The sequence below is a fragment of the Deferrisoma camini S3R1 genome (genome assembly GCF_000526155.1).
Lineage (GTDB): Bacteria > Desulfobacterota > Deferrisomatia > Deferrisomatales > Deferrisomataceae > Deferrisoma > Deferrisoma camini.
Map to the genome: position 1 here is coordinate 3,033,542 of NZ_JAFN01000001.1, position 18,104 is coordinate 3,051,645.

Here is an 18,104-nt window from a genome sequence, read left to right on the forward strand (position 1 = left end):
CTTAGGCCATGAGTTCGTCGATGATCTTCTTCAGGATCCGCACGGAGTCGGGGTGGCGCAGGATCAAGACGTCGGCGCCGGCGGCCAGCACGTCCACGGCCGAAACGGTCTCCCACAGCACCCCGCGGACCTTGGCCTCGCCCCAGGCCGGCTCCTCGTCCACCGACACCGAGGCCTCCTTGGTCTTCCAGGTGTACTTGCCCACGTCCAGGATCAGGGGGGACTGCATCTTCTCGTCACCCTGCTTCAGGCCCGTGAGCCGGTCCCGCTCCATCACGGTGTAGCAGTACTCGATGCCGTACCCCAGGGCGCCCATCTGGGGGTCCATGAGAATCTTGGTCATGGGCACGCCGAGGTTGTTCAGCAGGATGTTGAGCTGTTTGGCCATGTTCACGTCGATGGGGGTCTGCTGCACCACCACGTGGTCGTACCCGATGGCCGCGCCGCCGATCTTCTTGTAGTTGCCCTCCTTGGCCGGCCCGATCACCAGGTTCATGCCGGCGCACACCTCGGCCACCTTGGACAGGGTCTCGGCGTCCTTCTCGTCGTTCTCGCAGCCCCACACGATCAGGGGCACCGGGATCGCCTCGGCCACCTTCTTGGCCAGCTCGGCCGCCTCGTCGGCGCTGGTGTTCATGCCGTTGGGGTCGGTGCTCGCCAGCTGCAGGCAGATGGCCTCGGCGCCGAACTCCTCCACGCACTTCTTGGCCCAGGCCACCGCGTCGCCCATCACGTCGGCGAACGGCTCCTTGCAGGCCGGCGCCCAGGTCTCGCACACCTCGGCCTTGTCGTACACCTCCATGGCAACCAGTGGGCGGTTGGGGAACTCACCCTCGAAGTTGCACAGGGGCATCGCGGTCTCGCCACCCACGGTCCGGGCCTTGTCGCCCGCGCCGATCGTGACCTCTACGATCTTGCCGTTGTACTTGTCTTTGGGGAACTCGAATGCCATGACTACCGCTCCTTTCGCCCAGTGGCCCGAAGGCCGTGGTCCAAAACGAAGGTCCCCAGGTTCATCCCGCCCCCTTGGGCAGGTACTTCTCCACGATCTCCGCCACGGCGCGCACCGCGGCCGAGTCCGCCGGGAGCTGGAAGGTGGGTTTGCCCTCCAGGTCGTAGGCGTACACGTTGGGGTCGTTGGGCACCACCCCGGCCAGCTCGAGGCCCAGCCGGTCCAGCTCCCGGGCCGTGGCCTCGGGCAGGCCGCCGTCCACCCGGTTCACGATCACCGCGATCTTCCCGATGTTGAGCTTGAGCTCGTCCACCAGGTCGCGGATCCGGCCGGCCGCCTGCACCCCGCGCACCGACGAGTCGGTCACCGCGAACATCAGGTCCATGTTGTGGGTGGTGCGCCGCGACAGGTGCTCCATGCCGGCCTCGTTGTCCAGCACCACGTACCGGTAGTTGTCCGCGATCTCGTCCATGTACTTCTTGCACAGGGTGTTGGCGTAGCAGTAGCACCCGGGCCCCTCGGGCCGGCCCATCACGATCAGGTCGAATCCGTCGGCCTCGATCAGGCACTCCTGGGTCTTGTAGTTGATGTAGGCGTCCTTGGTCATGCCGGCGGGCACGTTGGACAGCCCCTCGCGGATCTGGCCGATGGTCTGGTGCACCTCGAGGCCCAGCACCTCGTTCAGGTTCATGTTGGCGTCGGCGTCGATGGCCAGCACCCGGCCGGCCTGCCGCTCCACCAGGTGGCGCAGGATCAGGCCGGCCACCGTGGTCTTGCCGGTGCCGCCCTTCCCGGCCACTGCGATGTTGAAGCCCATGTCGCTCTCTTCTCCTCCCGGCTCACTGGGCCCGAAGCCGCTGGGCCAGCCGGATGCGTTCCGCCTCGCGCGGGAACTCCTCCATGCGGGTGTGGGGCAGGAACAGGGCCGCCACGTACTCCTCCATGTACATGTTGGAGGCGGACAGTTCGATGTTGGTGATCATGGTGGCGATCTGCTCGGCCTCGTCGATCCGGTCCCGGTGCAGCGCCGCCATCTGGCACCCGGCCAGGCTGGTGTTGCCGCCGTAGGCCACCCGCTCCGGGTCGGTCTCGGGCAGCAGCCCGATGGCCATGGCCTTCTCCACGTCGATGAACTGGCCGAACCCGCCGGCGATGATGATCCGCTCGATGTCCGAGAAATGAAGGCCCACGCTCTTCAGCAATACCGAGCAGGCCGAGTAGATCGAGCCCTTGGTGCGGATCAGGTTGTCGATGTCGGGCTCGATGATCGTGATGTCCTGGTCGAGCTGGGTCTGGTCCTTCCAGCACAGCACGTACTCCCAGCCGTTCTCGCCCTCTCGGATCCGGTCGGTCCGTCCCGCCAGCTCCCGGTTGAACTTGCCGTTCTGGGTGATGATGCCGGTCTCCACGAACTCGGCCAGGCAGTCGATCATGGCCGACCCGCAGATCCCCTTGGGCGGCACCTGGCCGATGGTGAGGATCATCGGCTCCAGGTTCTCCGGGTTGATCCGGACCTGCTCGATGGCCCCGTAGGTGGCCCGCATCCCGAACTTCACCCCGCCGCCCTCGAACGCCGGGCCGGCCGACGCCGAGGCCGAGACCATCCAGTCCTGGTTGCCGATCACGATCTCGCCGTTGGTGCCCACGTCCATGAACAGGGTGAGCCGGGGATCGGTGTGCATGCCGGTGGCCAGCACGCCGGCCGTGATGTCGCCCCCCACATAGGAGGCCACGCAAGGCATCACGTAGCCCATGACGTGGGGCGGCACCCGGATGCCCAGCTCGGCCAGCCGGAACGGGGGGAAGAAGTTGGCCGCCGGCACGTAGGGGGCCTCGCGGATGTACTTGGGGTTCACGCCCAGGAGGAGCTGGGTCATGGTGGTGTTGCCGGCGAACACCGCGTGGGAGATATCGGCCGCCTCGGCCTCGGCCTTGGCCAGCAGCTCCTTGAGCACCCCGTTGATCGTCTTGACCGCCCGCTTCTGCAGGGTCTCGAGCCCGCCGGGCTTCAGGGCGGCGATGATCCGGGTGATCACGTCCTCGCCCAGGGAGACCTGGGCGTTGTAGTCGGCGGCCCGGGCCACCTCGGCGCCGGTGTTCACGTCGAGCAGGGCGCCGTGGATCGTGGTGGTGCCCACGTCGATGGCTAGGGCAAAGGTTCGGCCCCGGGTGTCGCCGGGCTCCACCCGCACGATCCGGTGGCTGCGGTGGGTCCGCATCACCGTGGCCGTGACCTTCCACCCGCCGTCACGCAGCACCGTGGGCAGGTCGCGCAGCACCGTGTAGTCGGTGGAGACCTTGTCGAGCTCGTGCTCGCGCTTCAGGGCCTGGCCCAGCCGGCCCATGTCCGACATGTTGTTGTCGGCCGTGGGTTCGGGCAGCTCCACGTAATACTTGGCCACCGCCGGCTCGGGGGCGATGCCCTCGTACTCCTTCTCGAACCGGGCGGCCCGGAGCACGTGGTCGGGGCGGCGACTCAGGACGCCCTTCTCGTACCGGGACTCCACCGGCACCTCCACGACCAGATCGCCCACGATCTCGGTCTGGCAGGCCAGTCGGTAGCCCTTGTCCCACTCGTCCTGGGTCAGCTTCGAGGAGTGTTGGGAGCGGTGCTCGCCCTCGAGGATCCGGACCTTGCACTTGCCGCAGGTGCCGGCCCCGCCGCACGAGGCGTTGATGTGCACACCGGCGACCATCGCGACCCGCAGAAGATTCTCCGCCTCGCGATAGACGTCGATGGACACCCCATCGGGTTCGAACCGGACCGTGTAGCGGCGCTCGGGCAAAGCCGTCCCTCGAAACGGACGAACGGGGGAGGGGGGGAGGCCCCCTCCCCCGCGTCCCGCGAAAAACGAAGGAGAAGTTTAGAACAGACCCTTGATCTTGCCGTTCTCGTCCACGTCCACGTACCGGTAGGCCGGATCCGCGGACAGGCCCGGCATGGTGCGCATCTCGCCGAGCAGGGGGTACAGGAACCCGGCACCCAAGCTGGCCCGGATGTCCCGGATGGGCACCCGGAAGCCCTTCGGCCGGCCCTTCAGGGTCGGGTCGTGGCTCAGGCTCAGGTGGGTCTTGGCCATGCAGATGGGCAGCTTGTCGTAGCCCAACTCGGTGTACTGCTTGATCTTCGCCTCGGCGGCCGGCATGTAGTCCACCCCGTCGGCGCCGTACATCTCCTTGGCGATGACCTCGATCTTCTGCTTGATGGACCAGTCGTCCGGGTACAGGAACTTGAACTCGCTGGGCTCTTCGCAGGCCTTCACGACCTCGTGGGCCGCGTCCTCGGCGCCGGCACCGCCGTGCATCCACACCTCGATCGGCACCGAGGCCCGGGCGCCGGCCCCCTCGGCCCGCTTCTGGATCATCTTGACCTCGTCGTCCCGGTCGAACACGAACTTGTTGATCGTGTTCACCACCGGCACGCCGAACTTGCGCATGTTTTCGATGTGGGCCTCGAGGTTCTCGATACCCTTCTCCAGGTAGTCGTAGTGCTCGCCCTTCAGGAACTCGGCCAGCTGCTTCGGGGTCATGCTGGCGATCTTCTCGTAGGGCATGCCGTGCATCTTCAGGGCCCGCACGGTGCAGGTGATGACCACGCAGTTGGGCCGGAACCCGCCGTAACGGCAGGGGATGTCCATGAACTTCTCGGCGCCCATGTCCGAGGCGAACCCGGACTCGGTCACCACGTAGTCGCCCAGCTTCAGGGCCACCTTGTCGGCGATGATCGAGTTGTTGCCGTGGGCGATGTTGGCGAACGGGCCGGCGTGGATGAACGCCGGGTTGCCCTCGAGGCTCTGGATCAGGTTGGGCTTCAGGGCGTCCTTCATGAGGGCGGCCATGGCGCCGGCCACCCGGAGGTCCTCGGTGGTCACGGGCTTGCCGTCGTAGGTGTAGCCCAGCACGATGCGGCCCAGCCGCTCACGCAGGTCCTTCAGATCGGTGGCCAGGGCCAGGATCGCCATCACCTCGGAGGCCACGGCGATGTCGTACCCGCTCTCGCGCGGGATGCCGTTGAGCTTGCCGCCCAGGCCGATCACGATCTGCCGCAGGGCCCGGTCGTTCACGTCCACCACTCGGCGCCACTGGATGGTGAGGGGGTCGATGTTCAGGGGGTTGCCGTGCATCAGCGACGAGTCCAGGGCCGCCGCGCACAGGTTGTGGGCGATGGACACGGCGTGGATGTCGCCGGTGAAGTGGAGGTTCAGGTCCTCCATGGGCACCACCTGGGAGTACCCGCCGCCGGCCGCTCCGCCCTTGATGCCGAACACCGGGCCGAGGCTGGGCTCCCGCAGGCACAGCATGGAGCGCTTGCCGATGTAGTTCAGGCCCTCGTTGAGGCCGATGGAGGTCACGGTCTTGCCCTCGCCCAGGGGGGTGGGGGTGCAGGCCGTGACGTCGATCAGCTTGGCGTCGGGCTTGTCCTTGAGCCGCGCGAGGACCTTGGCGTAGTCCACCTTGGCCTTGTAGTTGCCGTAGTACTCCAGCTCGTCCTCCAGGAGCCCCGCCTTCTCGGCGATCTCCCGAATGTGCTTCATCTTGTGATTCTGCGCGATTTCCAGGTCGGAGGGGACGTGCCGGGGCTCGAGTTTTGCCATGGTTCTCCTCCCTCTGTGGCGGCCCGAACGGGCCTGGATGGGGTTAGTGGGCTGCCGTCTCGGCAAACCGCCGCCGGAACCCGGGGCTCCGGCGCGGAACGATCCCGCGTGGAAGAGACCTGAACCAACCGGTCCGTTCGGGGAGAGGAAACGAGCGGGATGCTGTGACGCAGCATCCGCGGGGCGCGATGACACGGCCTGGCGGTAACCCCTCGCCGAACCCCAAACACTTGGGAACTGCCGGGCCGAAACAGCGGCCCGAGCGAACAAAAACCGGCCCGGAAACGGCGGAGCCGGGGGCGGAGCATCCTCCCGGTCGCCCGGCGCGCGGACGAACCACCGTTTCCCGGTCCCAAAACCGGCGCAAGGATAACGGCCCCCTTTTCGGGGTGTCAAGCGGTTTTTGCCTCAAAGATATTGAGAAAATCGGCACATTCTCGCCGGAGACACCGCTCGAAACCGGGCCGCGACCCCGGAAGTGTTTGAGCCTGGTGAACAAATTTTCTACTTTTTGCCGGTGTACCGGTCCCAGTCCGCCAGGAACTGCTGGATCCCCAGGTCCGTCAGCGGGTGGCCCAGCATCTGGGTCAGCACCTTGTGGGGAATCGTGGCGATGTCCGCGCCGAGAAGGGCCGCCTCGACCACGTGCATGGGGTGGCGCACGCTCGCCACGATCACCTCGGTGTCCACGTCGTAGTTCCGAAACATGGTCACGATCTGCTCGATCAGGGCCATGCCCTCGTGGCCCCGATCGTCCAGCCGGCCCACGAACGGGCTGACGAAGCTCGCGCCGGCCTTGGCCGCCAGCAGGGCCTGGGTGGGGCTGAACACCAGGGTCACGTTGGTGCGGATTCCCTCGGCCGCCAGCCGCTTGACGGCCCGAAGCCCGTCGGCCGTGATCGGCACCTTCACCACGATCTGATCGTGGATCGCCGCCAACTCCCGGGCCTCGGCCACCATCTTGTCGGCCTCCAGGGCCACCACCTCGGCGCTGACCGGGCCGTCCACGATCCGGCAGATCTCGGCCAGCACCTCCCGGTAGGGCTGCCCCTCCTTGGCGATCAGGGTGGGGTTCGTGGTGACCCCGTCCACCACCCCCAGCGCCACGGCGCTGCGGATGTCCTCGATGTTCGCGGTGTCCAGGAACAGTTTCATCTTCGCCTCCGTTGGGGGGTCATACCAAGTCGCATTCGAAGCCAGCGATTTGGGGGGGCCGTTGGCCCGGAGCGCTACGGCCGAGCCGTTCCAGCGGCTCGGCGCAGGGGAGCGCCCGCGGCGCGTGCTCTCACGCGCCGCAGCAGACCGAGCCGTAGCGGCTTCGGCGAGGCCGTCTTTTCCGGCGGAGGACCGACGGCCCCCAAATCGCCCCTCTATGAGCTCACCTTGATCGCAAATTGGTGTCAGAACCGGTGCCCGACCCCGATGTAGATGCTGGTCTCGTCGAACAGGTGCACCTCACCCGTGAAGTACACGTTGGGGTTCACGAAATAGTCGGCCCCGCCGAACACCCCCAGGAACCCGTCCTGGCGGTAGTCGTCCAGGCCGCCGCCGTCGTAGCGGCTGGCCGTGAACCGCAGGCCCGCGTAGGGATACATGTACCCCACCGTGCCCGCGGCCCCGATCTCCCGGACCACGTAGCCGGCCAGGTGGTAGGCCTGGTGCCGGACCCTCCGGGACCCGTCCTCGGACCGGTCGAACTCGGCCTGCAGGTCCACCACCACCCGCACGTCGCCGGAACGAAGAACCCCGATCTTGGCGCCCACCCCCCCGAGCCCGCCCAGGGTGCCCTCGAAGTCCGCCTCCTGGAACTGGATGTCGGAGAACCCGAGGAACCCGTACAGATCGAGCCCGTCCACCACCCCCACCTGGACCCGGCCCAGCATGCGACGGGTGGAGACCTCGTCGGCCCGCCCGTCCTCCACGTCCTGCTCGCCGTAGGCCACGAACCCCGAAACCGTGAACTTGCCGGGCCCCACGGGCGCGGCCAGCCCGGCCACGTTGGCCGCCCCGGCCGGTGCCGCCACGAGGAGCGCCGCCACGAGAAAACCGATCCGTCTGCGCATGATCCGAGTCCCTCCGCTCGTCCGGACGTCTCCCGGGAGAGCCTGCCTGCCCGGGGCACCCCCGCCGGTCCCGTTTCCCACCTCGGTCGGGACCGCGATACCTACCACAACCCCACCCCCACTCCAAGCCCCCTTCCCGTAACTTCGGTCGACGGTCTACGGTCAACGGTCGTCGGTCTGGGGCCTTCGGCCCGCTGGGCGGCTCTCGAACCACGCCAAAGCTCGGGGGACATGGGGTCTGCTGGAGAGTCGCTGCGCGGCGGATCTCAATGCCCGGCTTCGCGCGCGGCCGGGGGCGGTCCCGCCCCCCGAGGGCTCTCGGTCCAAACGCAACTCGGTATGAGTGCCGGGGGCCCGGCAACAGGGAAAGGGCAACTTGTCACGCCCCATTACGTGTAGGTGCGACTCCTGGTCGCGATCCTGGGCCGTGAGGCCCGGCGGGGCCTTGTCGCGGTTTGGAAGGCCGCTTCCACGGGTGAGGGCGTACGGCTTCGTCCGCAGGCTAAGGCCTACCCGGCTACCCGCACCGTTCACGAGGCCTCTTGCCGCAGCCACCGATCGCACGCCTTCTGAAGGACAGACACGGGAAGTTTCATGCTGCCGGCACCCAACGTGGCAATCGGCCGATTGCCAAGACTACACCCGGCCGCCATGAAACCGAATCACGTCGTTCCCAGATGGATCGAGCGACGGCTGGAGGAAGCCGTCGGCGGCAGTCCGGTGGGATTGCTCCACGGCCCTCGCCAGAGCGGCAGGACCACACTGGCGCGCCGAATCGGCGAGAGGCTCGGCTTCGCCTACGTCAACCTGGACGACGACGTCTCCCGCGCCGGGGCCAAGGCCGACCGGGTGGGAGGCGTGGCCGGCCTGGGGGGCCGTTTCAGCTCAGTCGGCCGATCATCCGCGACTACGCCCCACAGGTCCCCTTCAACCGCAAACAGGTGCTGGACCGGTGGATGCTCGGGCTCTTCAGCGTCGAGCGGGTCGATCCGCTCGCCGAGCACCTGTGCGATGAGAGCCTGGAGGGGATGGGCGAGAACAATATCTTCCACCACGCCCATTGCCTGCACCTGCCGGAGGAGAACCGCCCCGAGTTGTCCCACGGGGTACTGCTCCGCTAAGCCATCGTTTTCGGTGACACAAAACTCAACGAGCGGCGAGTCACCCACGGTGGGCCACCGTCGCGTGGAAGAACTTCCCGCTCACGCCTTCGTGACCTCTACCCTCACCCCCCGGAAGGCCACCTGGCCGGAGACCGGGCAGCGCGCTTCTAGGTTGGTGACGTGGTTGATGGACCGCCAAGCCGTGAAGGGGCTCTTCTCGCCGTAGGAGTAGGGCACGAACACGGTGTCCCTGCGGATGCCCGGCGAGACCACGGCCCGGGCGTCGGCCTCGCCGAACGGGGACCGCACCCTGACGCGGTCCCCGTCCCGAATGCCCAGCCGAGCGGCCGTGTCCTCGTGGATCACGCACACCTGGTCCGGTGCCAGGTCGTTGAGCCGTCGGATCCAGTGCGACGTGTGGCCCATGATGGCCCGGCAGGGGCGGCCGGTTGCCAGGTAGAGGGAATAGCCGTCCGGCTCCTCTCGTTTCCGGGTGAGCCGCACCCTTCGGGTGTACGTCCGGCCCTTCTGGAAGGGGGAGGGTACGAGCGCCGGGTGGTCGTAGGCGATGGTGGGCTCGCCCGCCGGCGCCGCATCGGGATCCGTGTAGTAGTGGGGAACCGCGCTCAGGCCGTAGGCCGCGAACCTCTCCTCGAGCTCCTCCGTCCAGAGCTCGATCTTGCCGCTCTTCGTGGGAAACCTCTTGTCCAGGAACAGCGTGCCCCGCTCCTCCACGGCGTTGCCGTCGACCCGGATTGGCGCCCGCAGGGCGTGGTCCGGCCGGGCCGTGAACCGCTCCACGGTGTAGCCTCCGGCGGCGCCGGCCAGGTTCTGGAGCTTCACCGGGTCCTTCAGATCGTCGGTGAACACCTCGCCCCATCCCATGCGCTGACCCAGCTCGACCCACCACCACCGGTCCGGCCGGCACTCACCGGGGGCCCGGACGATCTGCGGCACCCAGACGAACCGGCTGTCGTCGCTCACCGGGGCCAGGCCCCCGGCCTCGATCCACGTGGCCGCGGGCAGGATGTAGTCGAAGTAGTACGCGTTCACGTTCTTCGTCAGGCCGTTGTAGACGCTGATCTCGAGGCGGTCCATGAGCCGGCGGAGCCGGGACTGGTCGGGCCACTGGGTCAGGGGGCTTCCCGTGGCGATAAGGCCGCGGAGCGCGTAGGGGTACGCAGGGTCTTCGATGGACTCGAGCCAGCCCACCGGGTTCTTGCTGAGCTCCATCTCCGGCGGGGGCAGCTTCTCTTCGGGCAGGGGGATCCGCCCCGTGGACCGCCCGCCGTTGTTCAGGCAGCCATAGCCCATGGCCTTCTCACCGAAGTGGCCGGTGATGGCCGCCAGCAGGTAGAACGCCCGGTGGGTCTGGACGGCGTTGGTGTGGTGGCTCAGGCCCGCGTTGCCGATCACGATCGCCTTGCGGGTTTGGGCGTAGACCTCGGCCAGGTCCTGGATCTGCCCCTCGCCCAGGCCCGTGACCCCGGCCCCCCAGGCGAGGGTGTATCCCCGTGCCAGGATCTCGGCCCGGAGGCGCTCGTAGCCCACCGTGTGGTTCCGGATGAACGCGTGATCCACCAACTCACGGCTGATCAGGTAGTGGATCAGCGTCAGGGCCAGGGCCAGGTCGGTGCCGGGCCGGATCGGGAGCCACGTGTCGGCGTGCCCGGCGATCTCGGAGCGGCGGGGATCGACGACCACCAGTCGGCACTTCCCCTGGGCCCTGCGCTCCCGGAGCCGGGAGTGGATCACGGGGCGGGTGGCGGCCATGTTGCTGCCCACGAAGACGTAGAGGTCAGCGGCGAAGAAATCGTCGTCGGTGTAGGTCCACGGGGTGTGCCGGGTTCCCACCACGGAGACACCGGCCGGCTTTGCGGAGTAATTGCAGAAGGGGCCGGTCTTCTCGTAGTTGGGGGTGCCGTAGAGCCGGGCGAAGGCCGCGTTGAGCTTGCGGCCGTCCGAGGCGCTTCGGCCCGAGGCCCAGATCCCCAGGGCCCGGCCCCCGTGCCGCTCGCGCAGGGACCGGAGCTTGGCCGCGATCTCGTCCAGCGCCTGATCCCATGAGATCCGTTGAAACCGGGCGCCGTCCCCGCGGGGGCCGACCCGCTTCAGGGGATGGGTGAGGCGAAGGGGGCTCTGAAGGAGCTCCAGGCTGCCCAGGGGCTTCACGCACATCCGGCCCCGGGTCACCGGATCCGCCGGGTTGCCGGTCACGTGCACGGCCTTGCCGTCCTTGACATACACGATCAGGCTGCACCCGTTCTGGCACCACATGCAGCCGGTGATGTGTCGCTCCGCGCCGTCCTCCCCAGGGGACAGGGCCCTCGCCTCGGCATGGGAGAGAACCGGGTAGGCCCCCGCAGCCAGGACCGCCTGCAGCGAGAGCCGGACGAACTCCCTTCGATCCATCCGCATCCCCTCGTCCTCCTCCCTCCCCCGGAGACCCGCACCATCGGATTTTCATAGCCTTACCATCCTGATATCCAATCGATAATCCGCATGGGGGGTGGAGGGAGGATCGGGACCGGCGATGGCGGAACGGGAGGGGCGGTCGGTTACACGGTCGCCATGGCGAGCACCGCCACGAGGATCAGGACGAGGAGGGTCAGGGCGAGGCTCGCGCCCACCGGGGCCCGGCGGATGCCCCGGGCCGTGAGGTCCCGCACCCGGTCCGCCAGGGCCCGGGCCGAGCGGTTGGCCAGGGCGTCGCAGGCCGAGAACACCCGGTTGACGCCCCCCACCACGAGCCGGTCGGCCACGGGGGCCCCCTTCCGGTAGAGCCAGTCGGTGTCCAGGGCGATCTTGTCCTCGCCGGCGAGCTTCTCCCGGAGGAGCCAGAACGCCACGAAGGTGAACACCAGGATCTGGGCGGTCTCGGCCAGGTGGGGCACGGTGTAGGGCCGGTACGCCATGGGGAACGGGAGGATCCCGTACAGGAGCCCGGGGGCCACCCCGTACAGGATGCACAGGGCCGCCACGGCGGCCATGGCCGCCAGCATGTTCCGGGGCGCGGGGGCCGGCACGATGCCCCGGTCCCGGCCGAACCAGGTGAAGTAGGGGAGCTTCAGCCCCGTGTGGAGGAACGTCCCCACCGAGGCCAGGATCAGGAGCACCATGGCGGCGGTGTGGCCGCTCTTGCCGGCGGCGCTCACGATCACGGCCTTGCTGATGAACCCGTTGAACAGGGGGAACCCCGAGATCGAGAACGCCCCAATCATGTACAGGGCCACGGCCAGGCGCTGGCGCTTGGCGAACCCGCCCAACTGGGTGAGCCTGCTCCGGCCGGTGGTCCGGATCACCACCCCGGCCCCCATGAACAGCAGCGCCTTGTACAGGATGTGGCTGAACGCGTGGGCCGCGGCGCCGTTCAGGGCGAGCTCGGTGCCGATGCCCACGGCGGCGACCATGTACCCCACCTGGCTGATGATGTGGTACGCGAGGATCTCGCGGATGTCGTTGGCCAGCACGGCGTAGACCACCCCGTACAGGGCCATGATCACCCCCAGGGGGATCAGCACGTCCCACCCGGCGAACAGGGTGGCCAGCACGTACACCGAGGTCTTGGTGGTGTAGGCGCTCAGGAACACCGCCCCGGTGACCGTGGCCCGGGGGTACGCGTCGGGGAGCCACGCGTGGAGCGGCGGCAGGGCCGCGTTGAGGGCCACCCCGGCCAGCACCAGCCAGGCGGCCGCCGACGCGCCCGGGCTGAACGGCGTGAGCGCCAGGGACCCGGTGGCGGCCACCTGGAGCGCGATCCCGGCCAGGAGCAGGCTCCCCCCGAACAGGTGCACCAGGATGTACCGGCGGCCCGCGGCCGACGCCTCGGGGGTGCGGGCGGCCCACACCAGGGCGGCCGAGGCCACGGCCATGACCTCCCAGCCCAAGAACAGGCTGAGGTAGTCCCCGGCAAAGGTCACGGCCAGGGCGCCCCCGCCGTACAGGAGAGCCGCCGCCTGCTGGCCGGTGTCCCGCACGTGCAGGGCGTACACGCCCCCCAGCACCCCGATCAGGGTGAAGATGGTGCCGAACAGCCGGCTCATCCGGTCCACCTCCAGGGGGACCAGCCGAAAACCCAGGTAGTCCACGCTCCACAGCACCCCCTCGGGCAGGGCCCACACCAGCGCCAGGGCGGCCAGGGGGAACAGGGGGAACACCGCCGGCCGCAGCCTGCGGGGCACCAGGGGAAGGGCGGCCGCGCCGAGCCACAGCACCAGGGCCGGGGGCAGCTCAGGAAGCATCGTAGTAGTCCTCCGGCCGCTGGAGCAGCGCCTTGCCGAGCCTCTTGGAGACGACCACGATGGCCACGCACCCCAGGAAGCCGAACAGGGCGTAGGAGCCCGGCACCAGGTCCCACCACCGGGCATAGGGCGGGTGGGGCCCGAACGCCTGGGCCAGCACGGACCCGGCGGCCACGAGCCCCAGGGCGATCCAGCGCGTTCGCGTCATGGCCCGATCCCCGCGGTCACGCCCCCGCCCGGACCGGCCAGCACGCTGGCGGTCACGGCCGTGGCGAGGTCGAAGAACTGGTTGGGAAACAGCCCCAGGGCCACCGAGAGCACGGCCACCACGGCGATGGGGATCACCATCGAGGCCGGGGCCTCCCGGCCCCGGTGCGGGTCCCTGGACGGCCGGAAGAAGGCCCGGTGGACGATGGGGAAGAAGTAGGCCGCGTTCAGGAGCCCGCTCAGGAGGAGCACCACGAGGGCGGCGATCTGGCCGGCCTCCAGGGTGCCCACGCACAGGAGGTACTTGCTCGCGAACCCGTTCACCGGGGGCACGCCGGCCAGCCCCAGGGCCGCCACGGTGAAGGCGCCCATGGTCCAGGGCATGTCCCGGCCCACGCCGTCGAGCTCGGAGACGTTCTTCTTGTGCAGGCTCACGTAGATGGCGCCGGCGCAGAAGAACAGGGTGATCTTCATGGTGGCGTGGTTGAGCAGGTGCAGGAGCGCACCGCTCAGGCCCGAGGGCGTGAGCAGGGCCGCCCCGAGCACGATGTAGGACAGGTGGCCCACTGTGGAGTAGGCCAGACGCTTCTTCAGCTCGTCCTGCCGCAGCGCCAGCACCGACGCCAGCACCACGGTGGCCCCGGCGAACACGGCCAGCACGGTGGCCAGGCCCAGGCCCCGCATCAGCTCGGGGCCGAACACGAACCCCACCAGGCGCAGCACCCCGAACACCCCCGACTTGACCACCGCCACCGCGTGGAGCAGGGCGCTCACCGGGGTGGGGGCCACCATGGCCGACGGGAGCCACCCGTGGAGCGGCATGATGCCGGCCTTCACCCCCACCCCGGCCAGGGCCAGGACGAAGATCGCCCGGATCGTGCCGGCCCCGGCCCCGGCCCCGGCCAGGATGCCCCCGGGCCGGAACTCCAGGGTGCCGGCCACCTGCCACGTCCACGCCGTGGCCACCAGCAGCAGCCCCCCGGCCGTGAGGGCGTAGGCCAGGTACTTGCGGCCCGCGGCCAGGGCCTCGGGGGTCTCCTTGTGGATCACCAGGGGGTAGGTGGCCAGGGACAGGATCTCGTAGAAGACGAGGAAGGTCAGGAGGTTGGCCGAGAAGGCGACCCCGATCGTGGCCGACAGGCACACGGCGAAGCTCGCGAAGTAGCGGGTCTGGTTGGCCTCGCCGCCGGCGCGCACGTACCCGATGGAGTACACCGAGGTCACCACCCACAGCCCCGACGCCACCAGGGCGAAGAACACCCCCAGGGGGTCGGCCCTGAGGGCCAGGGCGACGCCCGGGGAGATCTCGAACAGCGTGACCTCGGCGGCCCGGCCGGCCAGGGCCCCGGGCAGGAGGCCCAGCACCAGGGCGAACTTGAGGACGGCCGCGGCCAGGGTCCAGGTCTCCCGCAGGGCCGGCCTCCGGCCGCTCGCCACGATCAGCCCGGCCGCCGCCAGGGAGACCAGCACCGCGAGAAGGGGGACCGCCGAGGGGTAGGTCTCGTAAGGGATCACGCCGGGGCCCTCCCCTTCACAGCCCGGCCGGCAGCATGGGCCGGATCAGGTGGGTGACGAGCCAGGCGTTGCCGAGCCCCAGGACGAGCAGGCCCCCGGCCAGCGCCACGGTGGGCACGAGCATCGAGACCGGCACCTCCCCCTCCTCGATCGGCGCGGGCGCGGCCGCAGCCCCCTCGGAGGCCGGGACCAGGTACATCCGCTCCAGCACCCGGAAAAAGTACACCGCGTTGAGCAGGCTGCTCGCCACCAGGGCGGCCAGCAGGAGCCAGTTGGCCTGCTCCAGGGCCCCCAGGGCCAGGTACCACTTGCTGAAGAAGCCCGCGGTGGGGGGGATGCCGATCATCGAGAGGGCCGCCAGGGCGAACGCCGCCATGGACCAGGGCATGGCCCGCCCGAGGGACCGGTCGAACCACGGGATGTCGCTGTGCCCCCGCTGGGCCCGGAGGTTCCCGGCCACCAGGAACAGGCAGGCCTTCATGAAGGCGTGGTTCAGGATGTGGAGGACGGCGCCGATGAACCCCAGGGGCGAGGCCAGGCCGATGCCGGCGGCGATGTAGCCCACCTGGGACACGCTGCTGTAGGCGAGCATGCGCTTGAGCTCGGGCTGGAGGATCGCCATGACCGAGCCCCACACGACCCCTGCGGCGCCCAGGTAGCCCACCGCGGCGAGCAGCGGCAGGCCCCGGGCGTACTCGGGCTCGAGCACGTAGAAGAACAGCCGCAGCAGCACGTAGGCGGCCACTTTGGTGCCCAGGGGCGCCACCAGGGACGTGGCGGCGGACGAGGCGTCGGTGTAGGCGTCGGGCAGCCACCCGTGGAGGGGGAACAGGGCCATCTTCAGCGCCATGCCCACGCCCGTGAACGCGAGACCCACCATCACCGGTGAGAAGTCCTCCGCCAGGGGCAGCAGTCGGCCCATGTCGGCCATGTTCAGGGTGCCGGTCTCCAGGTACAGGAAGGCCAGTCCGAACAGGTAGAACGAGGCCCCTGCCGTGCCCATGACGAGGTAGCGGAAGGTGGACAGGGGGGCCTGCCGGCTCCCCACGGCCAGGAGCGCGTAGGCGGCGAGCGAGCTGATCTCCAGGAACACGTACAGGTTGAACAGGTCGCCGGTGAGCACCATGCCGGTGAGACCCGTGAGAAAGATCATGGACGCGCTCATGAAGGGCACGACCCGGCCGGGGATCTCGGCCGCGGTGGTGCGCCCGCCGTGGACCAGGGCGGCCAGGCCCACCACCGCCACCACCGCGACCATGAACGCCGAAAGCCCGTCGAGCACGAACTCGATCCCCACCGGCGGCGGCCACCCCCCCATCTCGTACGAGAGCGGGCCGGCCACGGCCACCCGCACCAGCCCCGCCAGGGCGAGCGCCGTCCCGGCGGACGCGCCGGCCAGGACCATGCCCGGGGCCAGGGAGGGCCGCCAGGCCCCGGCCAGGGGGATGAGCAGGGCCGTGACCAGGTAGGTGAGGGGAATCAGGGCGGGCAGGTTCGCGGCGATCATCGCATCCGCTCCAGCAGCTCCTCCTCGTCCAGGGTGCCGTAGGAGCGGTGGATCGCGATGATCAGGGCGAAGGCCACCCCCAGGGTGACCACGGCCACCACGATGGCCGTGAGCATCAGGGTGTGGGGCAGGGGGTTCACGTACCGGCTCGGGTCGGCCATGCCCAGACGCTCGTCGTAGATCGGCACGCTCCCCCCGGCCCGGTAGGCGCCCACGAGCCAGAACAGGATGATCGAGGTCTGGAGGATCGTCATCCCGATCAGTTTCTTCACGAGGTTTCGCTTCGCGAGCATCCCGTAGAACCCGATCACGGTCAGGGTCGCCAGGAAGTAGTAGGCGAAGTGTCCCTCAAGGTTCTCAAGCATCGTCTTCGTCCCCGAGGAGCTCGTCGTAGATGGCGGTCAGCACCGCCGCCACCGCGATCGCGACCCCCACCTCGATCACCAGGATCATCAGGGAGCGCAGCTCAACCGGGGTGAACCCCGGCAGGGGCACGCGGCCGTGGTCCAGGAAGCTGCCGCCGGTGAGGAACGCCGCGGCGCCCACGGCCGCGAACAGCAGCACCCCGACCGCCCCCAGCAGAAGCCCGGCCCGGCGGGGGACCTGTCGCTGGCCGGCGTCGCTGCCCGCGGCGAGGCGCACCAGGACGAAGCTCGCGGCCAGGAGCACGCCGCCCTGGAACCCTCCGCCGGGGCTGTAGTGGCCGTGGAACACCACGTACAGGGCGAACAGCTGGATCACCGGCGCCAGGCCCCGGGCGGCCAGCACCACCACCAGGCTGCGCGACGGCGTCCTCACGGCCGCCTCCGCAGGATCAGCACGCAGGCGACGCCCCCGGTGAACACCACCAGCGTCTCCCCCAGGGTGTCCATGCTCCGGTAGTCGGCCAGCACCGCGGTGACCACGTTGGGGGTGGCCGCGTCCTCCAGGGCGTGCTCCAGGTAGTAGGTTCCGGCGCCGGGGGTGCCGACCGGGCTGGTGCGCCGGTGGGCCGGCGCGGCCGGGTCCCCCCGGCTGGGCAGGTGCCCCACGGCGTACAGGAGCACCGCGGCCAGTCCGGCCAGCACGAAGAGGTCTCGGAGTCTCAATCCGTGCTCCTTCGGGCCGTGCGGAAGATGGCCACGATGTAGAGCACCCCCACCAGGCCCGCCCCCACCACCGCCTCGGTGAACGCCACGTCCACGGCCCCCACCGAGAGCATGAGCAGGGCGCACACGAAGCTGAACGCGGTCAGGATGACCGAGGCGGCCAGGAGGCTGTGGACCTCCAGGGCGGCCAGGGCGGTCACCACGAGCACCACGTACAGGATCAGCTCGATCGGCCAGGTCATCGGCGCGCCCCCCCTGCCCCGGGGGGCCGCCAGGGCCCCAGACCCGAGCGCACCGCGGCCCGGGCCAGGGCGTGGACGGCCACCGGGCTCGACACGGCCACGAAGGCGATCACCAACACCAGCTTGAGCCCGCTGACGGTGGGGCCCTCGTGAAGCGCCAGGCCCCCCAGGCACAGCATCATCCCCACGCTGTCCACCTTGCCCGAGGCGTGGGTGCGGGTGAAGAAGTCGGGCAGGCGCACGAGCCCCAGGCTCCCGACGAGCATGAACAGGACCCCCGAGCCGAACAGGATGATCGCGGCGGTCTCACGCAGGGCGTTCACCGGCTCACCTCCTCGGAGGAGAAGTACTTCTCGATGGCCACGGCGCCCACGAAGTTCAGGATGGCGTAGCCCAGGGCGATGTCGAGGAACATCTCGATGCGGCCGAAGGCGAACCCGAACAGGCACGAGATCACGATGGTCTTGCTGCCGATGACCGAGGCCCCCAGCAACCGGTCGAACACCGTGGGCCCCCGCAGCACCCGGTACAGGGGGGGTAGCAGGATCACCGCCAGAAACGCGGCCAAGGGCGTGTAGAGGGTTTCCACGG

18 protein-coding genes are annotated in these 18,104 nt (G+C 69.3%); 1 reads left to right on the forward strand and 17 read right to left on the reverse strand.

The genetic code is table 11. The annotated features are described in order from the left end of the window. Window position 1: 1 nt before the first annotated feature. The 6 genes from DEFCA_RS0113345 to DEFCA_RS0113370 form a co-directional block, all read right to left on the reverse strand. Window positions 2-952 (reverse strand): acetyl-CoA decarbonylase/synthase complex subunit delta, encoded by a 951-nt coding sequence (locus tag DEFCA_RS0113345; protein WP_025323521.1) that lies wholly within the window; start codon window positions 950-952, stop codon window positions 2-4. Between the two features lie 61 nt (window positions 953-1,013). After that, window positions 1,014-1,769 carry an ATP-binding protein gene (locus DEFCA_RS0113350; RefSeq protein WP_025323522.1) on the reverse strand — a complete coding sequence of 252 codons (756 nt, stop codon included), beginning with the start codon at window positions 1,767-1,769 and terminating at the stop codon, window positions 1,014-1,016. A gap of 22 nt (window positions 1,770-1,791) precedes the next feature. After that, on the reverse strand, window positions 1,792-3,738 hold the full coding sequence (locus DEFCA_RS0113355) for an ASKHA domain-containing protein (protein WP_025323523.1): 1,947 nt from the start codon (window positions 3,736-3,738) through the stop codon (window positions 1,792-1,794). A 78-nt stretch (window positions 3,739-3,816) separates the two neighbouring features. Beyond that, entirely contained in the window at window positions 3,817-5,547 is a 1,731-nt protein-coding gene (locus DEFCA_RS0113360; RefSeq protein WP_025323524.1) for a formate--tetrahydrofolate ligase, read from the reverse strand. A gap of 504 nt (window positions 5,548-6,051) precedes the next feature. Beyond that, window positions 6,052-6,702, reverse strand: coding sequence for a fructose-6-phosphate aldolase (gene fsa / locus DEFCA_RS0113365; protein WP_025323525.1), 651 nt, complete (start codon window positions 6,700-6,702; stop codon window positions 6,052-6,054). Between the two features lie 245 nt (window positions 6,703-6,947). Further along, complete coding sequence (locus DEFCA_RS0113370; protein ID WP_025323526.1) at window positions 6,948-7,610, reverse strand: hypothetical protein; 663 nt, start codon at window positions 7,608-7,610, stop codon at window positions 6,948-6,950. Window positions 7,611-8,566: 956 nt separating this feature from the next. Here DEFCA_RS0113370 and DEFCA_RS22320 point away from each other — a divergent pair. After that, on the forward strand, window positions 8,567-8,731 hold the full coding sequence (locus DEFCA_RS22320) for a hypothetical protein (protein ID WP_169709581.1): 165 nt from the start codon (window positions 8,567-8,569) through the stop codon (window positions 8,729-8,731). A gap of 81 nt (window positions 8,732-8,812) precedes the next feature. On the opposite strand, the gene DEFCA_RS0113380 is transcribed toward DEFCA_RS22320, so the two are convergent. The 11 genes from DEFCA_RS0113380 to DEFCA_RS0113430 all read right to left on the reverse strand — a co-directional run bounded on the left by DEFCA_RS0113380 (window position 8,813) and on the right by DEFCA_RS0113430 (window position 18,102). Further along, window positions 8,813-11,131: a molybdopterin-containing oxidoreductase family protein gene (locus DEFCA_RS0113380; RefSeq protein ID WP_025323527.1), complete on the reverse strand. Its 2,319-nt coding sequence runs from the start codon at window positions 11,129-11,131 to the stop codon at window positions 8,813-8,815. A 140-nt stretch (window positions 11,132-11,271) separates the two neighbouring features. Further along, window positions 11,272-12,954 carry a Na(+)/H(+) antiporter subunit D gene (locus DEFCA_RS0113385; protein ID WP_025323528.1) on the reverse strand — a complete coding sequence of 561 codons (1,683 nt, stop codon included), beginning with the start codon at window positions 12,952-12,954 and terminating at the stop codon, window positions 11,272-11,274. Continuing rightward, a complete protein-coding gene (locus DEFCA_RS20830) occupies window positions 12,944-13,162 on the reverse strand; it encodes a hypothetical protein (protein WP_025323529.1) in 219 nt (72 codons plus the stop codon). Before DEFCA_RS20830 ends, DEFCA_RS0113385 begins: the two co-directional genes overlap by 11 nt. Then, window positions 13,159-14,676 carry a monovalent cation/H+ antiporter subunit D family protein gene (locus DEFCA_RS0113395; protein ID WP_245693481.1) on the reverse strand — a complete coding sequence of 506 codons (1,518 nt, stop codon included), beginning with the start codon at window positions 14,674-14,676 and terminating at the stop codon, window positions 13,159-13,161. Before DEFCA_RS0113395 ends, DEFCA_RS20830 begins: the two co-directional genes overlap by 4 nt. Window positions 14,677-14,692: 16 nt before the next feature. Then, complete coding sequence (locus DEFCA_RS0113400) at window positions 14,693-16,183, reverse strand: complex I subunit 5 family protein (RefSeq protein WP_025323531.1); 1,491 nt, start codon at window positions 16,181-16,183, stop codon at window positions 14,693-14,695. Further along, window positions 16,180-16,548 (reverse strand): cation:proton antiporter subunit C, encoded by a 369-nt coding sequence (locus DEFCA_RS0113405; RefSeq protein WP_025323532.1) that lies wholly within the window; start codon window positions 16,546-16,548, stop codon window positions 16,180-16,182. The genes DEFCA_RS0113400 and DEFCA_RS0113405 overlap by 4 nt, the downstream gene beginning before the upstream one ends. After that, on the reverse strand, window positions 16,541-16,981 hold the full coding sequence (locus DEFCA_RS0113410; RefSeq protein WP_025323533.1) for an MnhB domain-containing protein: 441 nt from the start codon (window positions 16,979-16,981) through the stop codon (window positions 16,541-16,543). Before DEFCA_RS0113410 ends, DEFCA_RS0113405 begins: the two co-directional genes overlap by 8 nt. Then, a complete protein-coding gene (mbhE, locus tag DEFCA_RS0113415; protein ID WP_025323534.1) occupies window positions 16,978-17,271 on the reverse strand; it encodes a hydrogen gas-evolving membrane-bound hydrogenase subunit E in 294 nt (97 codons plus the stop codon). Before mbhE ends, DEFCA_RS0113410 begins: the two co-directional genes overlap by 4 nt. Continuing rightward, on the reverse strand, window positions 17,268-17,513 hold the full coding sequence (locus tag DEFCA_RS0113420; RefSeq protein ID WP_025323535.1) for a Na(+)/H(+) antiporter subunit B: 246 nt from the start codon (window positions 17,511-17,513) through the stop codon (window positions 17,268-17,270). Before DEFCA_RS0113420 ends, mbhE begins: the two co-directional genes overlap by 4 nt. After that, entirely contained in the window at window positions 17,510-17,836 is a 327-nt protein-coding gene (gene mnhG / locus DEFCA_RS0113425; RefSeq protein ID WP_025323536.1) for a monovalent cation/H(+) antiporter subunit G, read from the reverse strand. The genes DEFCA_RS0113420 and mnhG overlap by 4 nt, the downstream gene beginning before the upstream one ends. Then, on the reverse strand, window positions 17,833-18,102 hold the full coding sequence (locus DEFCA_RS0113430) for a monovalent cation/H+ antiporter complex subunit F (protein ID WP_025323537.1): 270 nt from the start codon (window positions 18,100-18,102) through the stop codon (window positions 17,833-17,835). The genes mnhG and DEFCA_RS0113430 overlap by 4 nt, the downstream gene beginning before the upstream one ends. Between the last annotated feature and the right edge of the window lie 2 nt (window positions 18,103-18,104).